Below are 14,183 nucleotides of genomic sequence, written 5' to 3'. Positions count from 1 at the left end.
ATTTTGTAGTTGATATTTTTATGTTTTTTATGATAATATAAGTAGTGTCCGTAATGAAAAGTGTCATAAGAATGGGGCATTAGTTCAGTGGGAGAACGCTTCGCTGGCAGCGAAGAGGTCATCGGTTCGAATCCGATATGCTCCATATACATACTAGCAAAAGCGACAGTGATGTCGCTTTTTTTTATTTTTTCACTTCGTTGTTAACGTATAATGTTGATTTTTAATTAACGGGCAGGAATGTGGAAGAAGGACATTGTATAAATATAGTGGAATTTATTAGTAAGTTTGGGAGGGGGACAATTCATGGAGTTTTTTAAAAATATTAAGTGGTTTTTTGAAGAAATGCATGAGGCAAATAAAGAATTTGTGTCTGGTGTAAGACAAGTAGCGAAGGAATCTAGAACAGGCATGAAAGATATTGTAAAAGAACATAATCCTACTATGGGTAAAGCGATTGAAGGAGCAGACAGACTTTCTCAAGCTATTGGTAACGTTATAAAGTCCAATCCTATTATCTTCGAACCAAAAAATACAATAGTGCCCGATATGAAATCTATACTTCGAGAATCAAAAGAATGGAAAGAATTAAAAAGAGATTCTGAGTTAGAGTTGGCTGATCACTTAATAGCTAAACGAATAGAGTATGGAATAGGCTATACTCATCATGGTCTGTATATTGGTAACAATCAGGTAATTCATTATTCAGAAGGTGAAGTAAGGATAGATAGCTTAGAAGATTTTAAAAAAGATTGTGAAATCAGAATTATTGATAGCGTGGCTACCTACTCTAAAGAAGAGATTATCAGTAGAGCATTTTCTAGGTTGGGTGAAAAAAGATATAATTTGGTTTTTAATAATTGTGAACATTTTGTAAACTGGTGCAGAAGTGGTGGTAAGATGACGGACAGTATATAAGGAATTTTTTGTTCAAAATAGAGCTTGGATGATACTGCATAATAAGATTAGGTGAAAGCCATTCTTTCGGGGATGGTTTTTATTTTATGTTTTAGGGGAGTGTGAGATAAAAAAGAAAAAAGGAGTTAAGTATTTTTAGAAGGTAATTTATTCGTCATAAATTTTAAAAATACTAGAAAAATATCACATTTAAGAAATATTTATTAACCTACTTCTTATTTACTGCTAAACGAAGCTATTATAAAGCAAATGAGTGATTCCGTTGCTGAAGAGTATGGTGTTTTAGAGAAATTAGAAAGTTATATGGATGATGCGATTGATCATGCACTTAACTAACTTTTAAGGGATGGATTTGAACGAAATAAGAGAGATTATCTCGGATAGTTAAGTAGTCATAAATTTAATAAACGTCTAGAAACAACTGAATTTTAAGAGTTGAATGGAAACCTAATTCATAATAATTACAACCGATTATGCGTGGTTGATTTTTAATAAGAGAGGAGGCGGTTCACCTTGAAGCCAAATCAAAAAGACTCAGTTGTTTCTACAAACACTCAGGTTCACATGACATCAGTTTATACGAGGAATAAGGGTACAAATAAGAGTGTAAAACGATCGTTTAGTCTTGTGATAAGTAATTTATTAATCAGCACTGTATTAATGGGAGCGTTAGGCATCTCAGGGGGTACGGTTGAGGCGGCTTCGTCTACTCAAACACCAACGCAAGTAGTGCAGGTGACTCAAAAATATCAAGATGATGCAACACTTTTAGCAAATGTAAACTTAGCGTTAGATGTTTTAAAGAAAAATGGTTTGACTTTGGCAACATTATCATTGTTACATTCTAGTTTGAAGGATATAGAGAATAAGATAAATGCAAATCAGTTTACTTCAACCAATAATTTATATAAAACACTTGTATTAGCAGAATCAACATTATCTGGACTTTCGTATAATATTACGTTGGATGTTGGGAATGAATTTGTAGAATCGCTTACGGTTGTAAAGAGGTTAACACCGATATCGGTGTATATAGACGGGATACCGCAGTTTTATAAACAACAGCCGATAGAGCAAAACGGCATAGTATTCGTTCCACTTAGAGATATTTATGAAAAGTTAGGGGCGAAAGTAACATCTGACACAAAGACGAACACGGTAATCATAACTAAAGGGAATACAGTGATTAAATTACCGAGAGGGAAAGATTTTGCATATGTAAATGGGAAGTCGGTAAAGTTATCGGCAAAGATGTTTATAAAGAACGGGGTAACAATGATACCAGTTGATTTCTTGAAGGTATCGTTAGGTTCTTCGGTAGAGTGGTTATCTGTACCGAAGGTAGTGGTGATCACGAGTAAAGCGCAGACGGTGAACGGGATAAAGGTATTGTACGGTGGTCACACATATGCTAGTAGGAATCAAAAAGAGTATGATACAGTGATGAAAATAGTAAGAGAGCATATATCAAAGGAATACGACAAGCTTGTTTTTGGCGAATCGAGGAACAAGTATTATTTAGAGTATTTAGATGGAGCTAGATTTAATGGTGACAAGAGAGACCGTTCAGAGCGAAATGTAGGATTGTATTTAGCACAAGGCAGTATAGGAGATTTAGTTAGTGCAGGTGTAAGTAAAGAAGGGGTAATCAGGGCATGGAAGACTGGATTTTTAGCAGGTACATTAGCAAGTGGTACAGTTGACCCAGGCGATGGGAAACCTCGTTCAGCCTATGACAATTTAGTTCGCAGAGTAAGTGATTGTGATGCAGATGCGCAAGTATATTCGGCAGTATGGGATGCGATGGGATATAACACATTAATTATTGCAGGTTCAGGTCATGCAGATATGTTAGTACAGATTGAGGGACATTGGTTCAAACCGGGCGCAGGTTCTTTCATGCGTGTAGACCTCAATAGTTCTTTAAAGAAAGGTGCTAAGATAATTTTTCAATCCACATATGGTCAAATAAAGTAAAGTAATCCAAGCATGAGGTTCGATGCATCAAAACATCGAACCTCATATTTTTTATATTTTTCAAGACATGGGTTCGATTTTAAGACTAGTTTGGGCATCTAGTTTATTTATATACGAGTACACACTAATGAATAAAAGGGAGTGAAGAACAATTATCAGTTTTACAAGCAATACAAAAAAGTTAGGAGGGATAAAAATGTTAAAAGTATCGAGTTCAGTTTTAGCATTATCATTAATATTTTCATCGGTTTCGACAGTGGCTTTAGCGAATAGCGATTCGGTTGTTACGGTGCAAGAAAACCAAGCAACTGAGCAACAGCGAACAGAGTCAGTGACAGTTGAATCTTCAGGAGTATCGACAACATCGGAAGTAAATAATCAGATTATATCGGATCAGTCAGCATCTAATGGTTTAGAAGGGGGACAGGATGCAGTTAATTCTCAAGAAGGAAATCAGCAAGTCACACCTCAGAAAGAAAATCAGCAGCCTCAACCAGAGGATCAACAAGTTACACCTCAACAAGAGAATCAACAATCTCAACCAGAAAATCAGCAAGTTACTTCTCAACCAAAGGATGAACAAGTTAAAGATCAAGTAGTAACGGACAAGTCAGGAAGAGTTGTAAAAGATGGGCTGTATGTAGACATTTACTACACACCAGAGCAATCTGAGAGCACATATATTCCAGAGTTCACATTAGAGCTTTGGTCTGTAAAGGAGAATAAATTAATTGGTACAGCGATAGCCAACAGTAAGAATTATGATCGTGAGTCAGGTGTATATCACTTAATGTTTAATCATAGGGGTTACAAATTAGGCGATGAGTTCGCTTTGATTCCTCGCAAGGCAGATAAGGTATTTAAGTACATCGAGTTTGTTGATGAAAAAGCATACAATGTGAAACCAAACACGTATTATAAATTCGGCATTAAGACTTTTGATTATTATGAAGGGGAGGAAGGTAAAGAGGTAGCAATAAGAGATTTAACTGGTACAAAATTAAGTCCAATTGGAGGAGCTCTTTACACCGACAATAATAAAGTAGGTTTAGCGTTAGTGGATGAGTCAGGCGCACCACTTAAGAAGTTTCATATTGAGATTAAGTTATCTGATAAGAAAGGGAGTTTGTCTTTAGTATCTGATGATAAAGGAATGGTGTGGGTTGACAGAGATAAATTAACACCGAAATTTTTGGTGTCATCGGAAGACAGAGTAGTAAGGGGCGGTATAAATGGTAAAGCGTTAATCGAGTTGCCTGTATCGGCAGTGACTGGTGGGCAGACTGGAGTATTAACGTATTCGGTAGTATTTGAGCATAAAAAAGAGCTTGGGGTAATTGATCTTAAACCAGAAGTGTCAGGCAACACGGATTTAAGCAAATCGTGGGCAGAAGCAGATATTAAATTAACAAATGGGAAAACAGTGATCACACAAACGGTAAATTTGAACACGCAAAAGATTTATGGTATTCCAGATGGGACATATAAAGTAGAAGTTGTTAAATCCAAATATGCAAATGTGAAATTAAGGACTTCAACAGTTACAGTAAAGGGCGGTACGGCATCTTTAGGTATAGTATTTTCACCTAAATATGTCTTAGAGGTTGATAAAGACGGTAAAGACTACAACTTTAGTGTAATCAATGTAGATAAAATCTCGAAAAAAGCATACAAGGGTAAAAGCAGTCAAGTTTTTGCGGTAGCACCCGGTGAATCGTATATGTTAAAGGATAATGACACTGGGAAAATAACGACAGTAGCGATTGATCTAAAGTCTTTTAAGACAAAGGTTGTATTAGGTGTAGGAGTTGTGTTTGGGGGTTCTGTATCAACACCTCATACAGGAGATGATATTTATATCATGTTAGTGTTATTCATTCTATCGCTAATCGGGGCTATTGGCAGTTATGTGTTTTACAGGAAAAATGGTAAAATTTCCGCACCTAAAACAAAGTTGATGAGTATTTTATTAGTTGGTGCATTATTAACATCGATTTTTTCATCTTTTGCACCATTGAGTGTAGTAGCATCGGACACTAATATCGGAGGAACACCACCTGCGAAGGGTGGAGCGACAAGTGGTACACCTGCTGGAACATTCCAGACATCGGATCGAGTAGCAGTAGTACAAGTAGGTTTTATTCCAAATAAGTTAAAGGCTAATGGTGTAGGGATATTGAATTCTGAATCGAGTAAGCAAGACCTTCAAGATCCATTCAAATTCAACTATGATCATTTGTTATTCTACATGGCACCAAACAAGGTATCAGATGGATTATTCAGAAAGACGGGTTCAGGTGTAATAACATTTGAGAATAAAGGTTCAAGTAGCAGAGTTAAGACATTATATGGTAAAAACCCTTTATATAAAGGCAGTACAGGTGGTCAAAGTCGTGAAGAGTTAATGAAAAGGACTTTATCTTATGCAGATGTATCAAAAAACAGCGACAACGCATTTGTAAGTATTGTAGGTAATGCTTTATACAATATCGACCCTAAAAATCCGAACAGAACGTTAGCAGGACCAGGAATTGTAGGAGAGTCTTTCAGGGATATGTTAGAATGGTATGTTTTATCTATGGAGGGGTACGATAATGACGCATATGCTAAAGCAGCGTCAGATATGTTTAATGGTTATTTAGAGTTAATTAAAGCCAGAGGAATCTTAAAAGGTGAGCAGTATGATAAGTTTGAGCGTATGATGCGCGAAGCATACAGAAATAAAGAGGTAGTATTCTTTGCTCAAACATTAGTAGGGATCAGTGTAAAAGATAATGAGAGTCCGTTATCAAGGGATTATGCATTTATGTCGATTCATGATGCGACAGATTGGTATTTATGGGTTAGAAAAAAGGCTAGACCTACCGATAGCAAATTAAAGAAGTTATCAGCAAATAGAGAAGCAGAAGCTGTAACAAAAGGTGGAGCCAGTACGGAGGCAGATGGACTAAGGTCACCGTATAAAGAGAATGGTAATATACCGTTTACGTTCAGAACGTATGCTAGAGATAATTATGCGAGAACGTTAAAACCAATGAGTAAAAACGTACCGTTAACAGCAGATGTATCGAAGAACCCATTTGGTGGTTGGGGGTACCAACCTTGGGGTTATATTTATCTTGAAGACCACACTAAAGCACCGAAAATAGACGTGATGTTAGATGTATCGATAGTAGATAAAACAGGCGCAAGAAAAGGTGGTTTCCGGACACCAGTAAAAGGTTGGTCAGAGAGTGATAATAAGTTTCTAGGTAAATTAACTTCTGAGGATTCCAAAATAATTAAAGGTGGTATGACATTTGTTTATAACGGTAAGACATATCAAATTCTTCAAGAAGAAAAAGCAAAATTCACGTTAGTAGATAAACGTGACAATGAAAATATCAATAAATCTACTTTAACAAAGTCATCTAAAGGTGAAGATGGATACATCTCATTGAATAATCCAAACACTTGGGAAATCATGCTTGGTTGGGACACACCAGAACCAGTTTATCTACACACATATCTTGGTGGAGATGGTGATAATATCTCATCAGTAGAGAACAAATACGAAGGTGTTAAAGAGAAAGGTAAAGATGTATTTTCAAATGCGCGATTAACGCTATATGTAAAAGCAGTTGAAGATACAAACGTATCGGCATCGAGTCATGATGTACCAGAGTGGAGATTATCGAAGTATTTCGAGGATATTTCGAAAAATAGTGTAGCAAAAGCGATTTTCTCATTAACGTTACCTTCTGAGACGTTTATAAATCCCGTTTTATCTCCTACTGGTGATGTAAACTTTAGTTTAATTGATCCAGATTTAAGCAATGTGAAATGGGCTTACAGCAAGGCAAAATTATTTAATGACACAACAATTAAATATTTATCGGCTTATGACACGGTGGCAGCATTTAATTTAGCAGGTGATTTATTAGCAGTAAAAGATAACAGTTCCGTTGGCAATGTAAAATTAGCATCTTGGGTAAATCCGTATAGTTTATTTGATGGTCGGATTGGTGTAACAGATAAAGGTGTAGCAGAAAACAAACCATCGGTAGTGAAGAATTATATGTTTAAATATGGGGTAAGAAGCCCTTATGCATCTTATGGTTATAGCGAGACACGTTATAGATGGGTGCCACCTACTTACGATAAGGATGGCAAATTAATTTCATCAGGTTATTATGTTCCTTATACGTGGAGTGGACAAGCAACAAGTAGTGCAAAGACAGCTGATTATGATGTGACAGTTAATTTCAGAAGACACATTCCGAAAGCTAATCAAGCACCTAAAAAGTTTAAAGATGTTGTAACTTCAGTGAATGGTAAATATACGGAAGTGAAACAAGATAAGCAAGTACTAAACATCAATCCAGAGATTCCGATGGTATATGATGATGTTAACGGGAACACATCAGTAGCATTTGTAGCAGGAGATAAAATGAGACAAGTGCAACCAGTTCACTACAATGTAGCACAATTCGTGAATGTAGACATCAAGCCTTCTGTAACCGGCATGTCGGTAGCAACAGATGCGAATGCAAAAGCTCTTGCAAGTAGATTAGGAGCTAATGGTAAGGGTGTCCTTTATAAAGGTTCAGCAATCGCTACAAACTTCCAAACAAAAGGTCAGTTAGAGTTAAAAACATTTGCATTAGATATCGGGGCAACATCGCTCAAAAACGCATGGAATCCGTCAACAACTTATTCGACTGATAAGATAAACGAAGAGTTCTTGAGTCGTTATGCAACGAAGAAATCGGATGGAACTTGGGAAGTAACACTCAATGCAGAAGGTAAGTTAAAAATCAACGGTGTTGAGTATGGTGGTAAGAAAAAAGCGATTAAGTTGAAACAGAAATCCCGTAATGTTGTAGAGCACACATTGCTTGTTCGAGGGGGTAAATTGGTAGCAGTTGACGGTAATTATGATTTAAACAGCTTGCCACAAGGTTTAAAAGAGGCACTAGCGAAAATGCATATTTCAACACCAGTCGGTCAAAACATTTTCAACACATTTGAAAATGGTACAGGTGCTAAATTAACGGAGCAAAAAGTGGCAGATTTGATAAACGCAGTTCGTGGCACGAATGATCTTGCAACTGGTAAGGGATGGTATGCGGAGGACACTACAATCCTCGTAGTAAGAGAATACACTAACTCGTTCGAGTTGCCTTCATATTTATACACTGATAAAGTTCCTATGCAGGTTCCTAATTTAGAAACACCGATCAATAAAAACGAGTTCTTTAGCAAAGGATACATCGGTTACACGAAATTAACATTTAGATTAGTAGATTCGTTCATGGAATACGATTCATCTCAAGTTAAACCTTTTGGCGGAAAGCATGAGAAGTCTTTCGTAGTAGGTAACGTGAGTGTGCTTGACACATTTCAGTAATCAGTTTTAATAGTTGAAAAAATTACCTTTGATAGCTCGAGAATATAGTGTATATAGCGAATTTCATTGTTGATGCTATAAGTCATGCAATGCACTAGCTTGTTAAAAGTACCATAATTAAAGTTATGAAAAGATGCCGAAAAACGGCATCTTTTTTCTTTATTAACTAATTATTCAGAGTTAAAGTAGAACGGAATAAATTTAATAATCTAATGGAACGAGGTGGTAAAATGGCTAAATTATCGAGGGAAGTGTTAATAAAGCGTTTCCCTTGGGCAGCAGAGGTAGTTCCCGAAGTGGATGAGGGTGAGGGATATTTCTATGATTTAGACCCTTGGGATTTTAGTCAAGAACAGTTTAAGTTACTGGAACAGATGTTTGAAGAGATTGAGAATTGGTTCAAACAGCGTGATTTGCCTGTAGATGTGGTAGTGTATAGAGTAGCGAATGTACTTGACAGTATTCATGTTGAGTTGTTTTCTAACGTATCAGAAGTTCATACGATAGTAAAGAAGTACAAGCAGTTTTCACGGGATTTAATAGAATAAATTTTTTGGGAGGAGGTGACGATAAAAACGTCACCTCTTTTTGTTTGGTAAATATTTTACCGGCTCTAGGAAATAAAACGAGTAATTTTAAGTTCCTTATTTAATGAAAGGGTATTTGGGACATAAAAAAACCTGTTCCTGATAAATTTTTAAAGGTTTAAAACAAATTTTAAAATTTTCATCACAAGTTCATATGAACCCTCATAAGTCATTTTAAAAATCTCTACATAAGACCAGAGAAAAAATAAATTTAACAGTTGTACTTCGAGCGAAAACATAATAAGTAGAGAAAGTCTGTTCAAAAACGATACCAAACCAAACAACAGAACAATCAATCAAAAACACAAACTCAAATCAATTCGAGCAATCTTGAACTCAGGTCAATTTGAGCATTTTGTGTTTGTGTTAAGTTTCGTTCACACATGAGTGCGAAACTCTCATGTGTGTTTTATTCGCACATTTTTCAACCCAAGTCATTTCGAGCGATTACTCGACAACGACCATTTTGAGCACATTTCCGCATCGAGCAACTTCATTAAATCCCAAATAACACATCAATTCGCTCAATCCCAGACAATAGGTTCAAACCGAGCAAACCGCGCACCCTATCCATTCAAATTGTCAGATGATTAATCAATGGCATTGAGATGAGGTCATTTTAAAAGTCAGTCACAGGACTATAACTGAAGCGAAGGGTATAGAAAATTGAAATGCAAGACAAAGAAAACAGAATGCAATACATAGCAAAATGGTGCAAGGCATAGAAAAAATTTTTTAACATATTTTCATTTTCCTCTATGAGTTGGAACGAGATTGAAGACTTGTTTCAAGAGATTCCTGATAAGTGTACTAAATCATTTTAAACAGGAGGAAGATGAAATGAAAAATATGGAAATTAAATCGGAACAAAGCAAAGAATTAATCTTACCACAGAATGATAAATCAGAAAAGGTAGCAGATTTTGTAAATCAGAATTGGAAGTTAGAGTTATTATGGGGGTGGAATTCAGAAGACGGTTGTTATCATTATGCGGTAAGATTCACAAGCAAGGCAAAGAACCCGAAGAACATCGTGCAATCGGTAGTGATCATGAAAGAAGATTTAGAGGACAAAAGATTGATGCATGAAAACTTGCGGAAGCTTGGGCGTATTGGGAAGATCGAGCAGCGTTATTTAGCGGCGATCAGTTCATTTATATCAGATGTAATTACTAAAGATGGGGTACCGATTGAGGAGGTGGAGGATATGTATGATTTTAAGAAAGCAGAGAGTCCGTTACCGCATTGGATTAATTTAGACGAGATTATATCAAAGATTGAGAGGGAAATAGAAAATAATGCATGGAGATTCCCTCTTAAGACGAGTAATGAATTTAGTAAAGAGGACAGTCACGGGGCAATATTAGACCATAAGAAACAATATAAAGGTTACAAACATCCTGTAGCGATTCAGGCGAGTGTTTTAAGGCAATGGATAAAAGAATGGGTAGGTGTGAGAGCTGATCGGTTATATAGAGAAATCCTTGAGGAGCTTATAAAGAGAGGTGTAATCGAGGGAAATATAGAAGACCGGAGATTAAGTAAGAACATTACAGTAGCAGAAAATGTAGAAATTTCGGCATATCAGTTCAATTTCCTGCCTAGGGGGTAAATGACATGGTTCTTTACGGTAGAAAAATAGTAGATCCCCTCCCTACATTGGGAGGGAAATCTCAAATCATTGATCGTATTTGCAGAATTATTGAATTTGCACATGAAGAGTTTGGGATAGTCGGCATTAGTGATCTTTTTGCAGGTGGAAACAGATTATTTTTGCACCTAGACATTGTTAAAGAGTTAGAGTTCAAGATTGCAAATGAGATAGATTTAGGTGTAGTAAACTTCTTTCGTTGTTTGCAGAATGCGTACACGATAGACGAGTTAATCAATCACATAGTGATATTGGCAGATGAGTATAATGATGAGGATTTGTTTAACATGGCGAATGACGAGAGAAGAGATAAGAACACGGATTTTATCCGTTCAGGTGCATTGACGTATATCGTGGCGAAGTACAGTAGGGCAGCAGACAGGCAGACGTTTTGTAAAGAAAAAGCAGATAGGGGTATTCCGATCAAGTCTTTGGAGAAGTTCTATTTTTTAGACGAGGTCTACAGTGAAGTACAGTTGATTTGTGGAGATTATCAGGTACCCTTCAACATGTATAAGGATCGATCAGATGTGTTAGTGTATCTAGATCCTCCATATATCACGACAGATGAAAAAGGTGAAGGAAAAAAGACAAGAAGGAGAAAAAAGATGAAAGAGCCAGAAGAGCCAAAAGAGACAAAAGAAACGACAGGCTACATCGATAAATTCACGGTCGCTGACCATGAGAAGTTAGTTGATATGGTACTTACCACTAAGAACAAGGTTATTATAAGCGGTTATAAAAATGCTATCTATGAGCGACTTGAAGCGAATGGGTTCCATCGATATTTCATGGGTGAGGTACTTGTACCGAGTTCTGGCAAAGGTAAAAAGGAGAAGGAGTACATCTGGTGCAATTTCGAGGTATCTTCATATTTGGTAGAGGAGGAGTTCGTTGAATAGGTGTAGTGTGGGGGTACTGTGTAGAAGAACAGTGTCCCTTCTTTTGTTTGTCGAAATATGCAGATAATAGTCGACTTATGATAAAAAGGTAAGAGTAGAGGCGTTCAAACTAGTAAAAACAAGTAAAGCATCGTGTTTTTGTTGTGGGGGGTTCTGGAACAACTATGCCCAAGGGCGGAATTTAAAAACCTACGCACCACAAACTAGGTCGAAACATTTGATAACTGTTTTCTATAAAATATAAATATTGTTTGTTTATCAAGAAAATTGTAAAATTTATTACAAAAAATAGGATAAATGGCTCTTCACCAAAAGTTGTGCTTGATTTTTTCATAACATGCCCCACTTACGCTTGTGAGGAAAAATCAGTAAATCAATGATTTTTGCACATCCTTGTTCAGGAGAACGTATCGCTTGTCAAGTACATGTTGTGGTGATGAACCGGATAAATTGGAGGTGTGTAAATGAAAGCAACAGGTATTGTTCGTAAATTAGATCAGATTGGTCGTATTGTAATACCTATGGAATTACGTCGTACACTTGATATTAACATCAAAGATTCGTTGGAAATCTTTTTAGACGAAGATTGTATCGTTCTACAAAAATACAAACCAGACATGGCTTGCATGGTAACGGGAGAAGTATCTAATGACAATTTCAAGTTGGCAGACGGTAAAATCATTTTAAGTCGTGAGGGTGCAGAGAAATTGTTAAAAGAGATGGAGCAATTATTAGCATTGAATTAAATCCCTACCGTTTGGCAGGGACTTTTCTTTTATTCTTATTTCTGTATTCTAGTAGCGACAATGAGAGAAATTTGAGAGTAAAAGAAAGATAGATGCATCTTTCGGCTTTTTAATCAGTTTTAAGTCCAAGTTTTTTTTTCATTATTGCTTTCAAAAATCGCCTACAATCGTTTTTAGTCGTATTCCGGTATCAACCCCTTAAAATGAAAAAATCTCGTTCAAAAGCCCCCTTACAATCGCTTGTAGGGGTATTTTTATTTCAACTCTTTTAAAAAATAAATCCTCTCGTTCAAAAATCTCCCACAATCGCTTTTAAGTGTTTGGGGGCTATTCAACCCTTCGAATGAAATTTTCTCGCTCAAAATCGGTCAAAAAATGGCTCTCGTTTGGTTTAGGGGGTCGCCTTTAAAAGTCAGTATTATCAAGGGTTTTAAGGGGATAAAAAAAATTTCTATAAAATTAATAAAAACTTTTACAAAAGTATTGCCTACGTTTGTAACGTCATGCTATACTTCAAACAACGTATAGGTAATAAATACTAAATGAGTAAAAAATTACAAAAAGAATGGGGGTTGTTAGCAATGGCAAATTTCCTATCGGCAATGTTCTATTTCTTAACAGCGGTGTCAATATTCGTAGCAATACCGTTATTGCATACTTTTTTTGATTCAGATTCTTCGCGAGTATCGAGGATCGCATCGTGTATCAGCTTAATGGCGATGTGCAGTATGCTAATTGGGTTAGGAGCAGCAGTTGGACTTTAAAAGTGAGGGGGGGCATAACGATGGGCAAGCGAGTAGGTTATATCAGGGCTAAAAAGTATCAGGAGTTATTAAACTTTGAAGGTGTAGCGTTACCAGATAAATTGTATGTCGACTTGGTAGCACCGAATGGATTCACGGATTTAAAGCAGTATGAAAAGATGATGGGTCAATTAAGAAGTGGTGACACATTAGTCATCAGTAGTTTAGGTAATATTTGCAGTTCGTTATATGAGGTTTGTGAGTTTGTTAGGTCTTTAAGAAAGAAAGGTATTGAGTTGGAGATTTTAAATAAGACGTATGATGAAGAGTCATTTACTTCTAAAGAGGGGTTGGAGATTTTAGAAAAGGCACTGAAATTCAATGATAAGTTGGTAGAAGAGGAACGTTTTCGCAAATCGAAAAGAACAGGCAGACCTAGCAGTGGTTATCCAGAAGGATTTTATGAAATGTTCCTAAAGTATAAATCGGGTGAGAAGACAGTAAAAGAGATCGCAGAAGAGTTAGATATTCAGCCACATACGTTTTATAATTACGTGAAAATATTTGATTAAAGATTGGAGGTAGAGAGAAATGTTAACATTTTCGATAAACCCTACGAGCCAAGAGATGTTTGAGGTGATGTTAGAAGTAGGAACACCGACAACTAGTAGAGAGCGTGAATGGGCAGGTGTATTTTATCTTCGTCAATTAAATACTCGTAGGGGTAATTTACCTGAGGAAAACAGTTTAGGAGCCTTTGCTTACAGTTGTGAGCGTAATACAAAAATGATGTTATCTAGGAAAAAAGAAATCTGTTTACTGATTGGTGAAGAGGAATTTGAAAGTGGCTATAAAGGAATTAGTCTAGAGTATATAGCTGATGAAAAATTGGGTTTAGATGTTGATAGTTTAATAGACGATATAGACCTTGATATGGATAGAGCTGTAAGAGAGTTTGAAGAGTTAGAGGAATTAATTGCAATAGAAAAAGGTGTAAATATTCGCAATGTAATCAGGCAAGCGTTAATGAATAACAAAGCAGCTATAAACCGTTTAGCAAAACTGAAAGATGAGTTTAATTTTGGTGATTTATTAAAGGAAATTCTAGAAAATGAAACTTTAGTAAAGGCATTAGGTCTAAAAGATAAAATCAAAGAGATTGTAATGGTAATGTGGGAACAAGACCGTAAGTTATCCGAGCCACAGTTAGAAGTATTAATGGCTCACTACGAAAATCGTTGTTGGGCGTAGCACAAAAAACTTATAGGGGT

At 36.3% G+C, this 14,183-nt stretch carries 9 protein-coding genes and 1 tRNA gene; all 10 read left to right on the top strand.

Annotated elements, in window-relative coordinates:
• Positions 1–73 precede the first annotated feature (73 nt).
• The 10 genes from DI44_RS02425 (at position 74) to DI44_RS02470 (ending at position 14,163) form a co-directional block, all read left to right on the top strand.
• Positions 74–145 (top strand) — tRNA-Ala (locus DI44_RS02425).
• 161 nt (positions 146–306) lie between these two features.
• Entirely contained in the window at positions 307–918 is a 612-nt protein-coding gene (locus tag DI44_RS02430; RefSeq protein ID WP_033026159.1) for a lecithin retinol acyltransferase family protein, read from the top strand.
• A gap of 513 nt (positions 919–1,431) precedes the next feature.
• Entirely contained in the window at positions 1,432–2,895 is a 1,464-nt protein-coding gene (locus DI44_RS02435; protein WP_033026157.1) for a copper amine oxidase N-terminal domain-containing protein, read from the top strand.
• Between the two features lie 196 nt (positions 2,896–3,091).
• Positions 3,092–8,284 carry a hypothetical protein gene (locus DI44_RS02440; RefSeq protein ID WP_128723163.1) on the top strand — a complete coding sequence of 1,731 codons (5,193 nt, stop codon included), beginning with the start codon at positions 3,092–3,094 and terminating at the stop codon, positions 8,282–8,284.
• 230 nt (positions 8,285–8,514) lie between these two features.
• Positions 8,515–8,832 carry a hypothetical protein gene (locus DI44_RS02445; RefSeq protein WP_033026154.1) on the top strand — a complete coding sequence of 106 codons (318 nt, stop codon included), beginning with the start codon at positions 8,515–8,517 and terminating at the stop codon, positions 8,830–8,832.
• Positions 8,833–9,711: 879 nt separating this feature from the next.
• The gene (locus tag DI44_RS02450; RefSeq protein WP_033026152.1) at positions 9,712–10,482 is read left to right on the top strand and encodes a hypothetical protein; all 771 of its coding nucleotides are present in this window, start codon (positions 9,712–9,714) and stop codon (positions 10,480–10,482) included.
• Positions 10,483–10,487: 5 nt separating this feature from the next.
• Positions 10,488–11,423 carry a DNA adenine methylase gene (locus tag DI44_RS02455; protein WP_033026150.1) on the top strand — a complete coding sequence of 312 codons (936 nt, stop codon included), beginning with the start codon at positions 10,488–10,490 and terminating at the stop codon, positions 11,421–11,423.
• 464 nt (positions 11,424–11,887) lie between these two features.
• Entirely contained in the window at positions 11,888–12,169 is a 282-nt protein-coding gene (locus DI44_RS02460) for an AbrB/MazE/SpoVT family DNA-binding domain-containing protein (RefSeq protein ID WP_033026148.1), read from the top strand.
• 784 nt (positions 12,170–12,953) lie between these two features.
• On the top strand, positions 12,954–13,484 hold the full coding sequence (locus DI44_RS02465; protein WP_033026146.1) for a recombinase family protein: 531 nt from the start codon (positions 12,954–12,956) through the stop codon (positions 13,482–13,484).
• Between the two features lie 64 nt (positions 13,485–13,548).
• Positions 13,549–14,163 (top strand): hypothetical protein, encoded by a 615-nt coding sequence (locus DI44_RS02470; protein ID WP_128723162.1) that lies wholly within the window; start codon positions 13,549–13,551, stop codon positions 14,161–14,163.
• Positions 14,164–14,183 lie beyond the last annotated feature (20 nt).

The organism is Geobacillus sp. CAMR5420, from assembly GCF_000691465.1.
Lineage (GTDB): Bacteria > Bacillota > Bacilli > Bacillales > Anoxybacillaceae > Geobacillus > Geobacillus thermoleovorans.
Note: the sequence above shows the minus strand (reverse complement) of the source record. Positions and strands in the feature narration are given on the sequence as shown.

Coding starts and splice junctions, on each gene's coding strand:
- DI44_RS02430 (WP_033026159.1), top strand. CDS start 307: ATGGAGTTTTTTAAAAATATTAAGTGGTTTTTTGAAGAAATGCATGAG.
- DI44_RS02440 (WP_128723163.1), top strand. CDS start 3,092: ATGTTAAAAGTATCGAGTTCAGTTTTAGCATTATCATTAATATTTTCA.
- DI44_RS02445 (WP_033026154.1), top strand. CDS start 8,515: ATGGCTAAATTATCGAGGGAAGTGTTAATAAAGCGTTTCCCTTGGGCA.
- DI44_RS02450 (WP_033026152.1), top strand. CDS start 9,712: ATGAAAAATATGGAAATTAAATCGGAACAAAGCAAAGAATTAATCTTA.
- DI44_RS02455 (WP_033026150.1), top strand. CDS start 10,488: ATGGTTCTTTACGGTAGAAAAATAGTAGATCCCCTCCCTACATTGGGA.
- DI44_RS02460 (WP_033026148.1), top strand. CDS start 11,888: ATGAAAGCAACAGGTATTGTTCGTAAATTAGATCAGATTGGTCGTATT.
- DI44_RS02465 (WP_033026146.1), top strand. CDS start 12,954: ATGGGCAAGCGAGTAGGTTATATCAGGGCTAAAAAGTATCAGGAGTTA.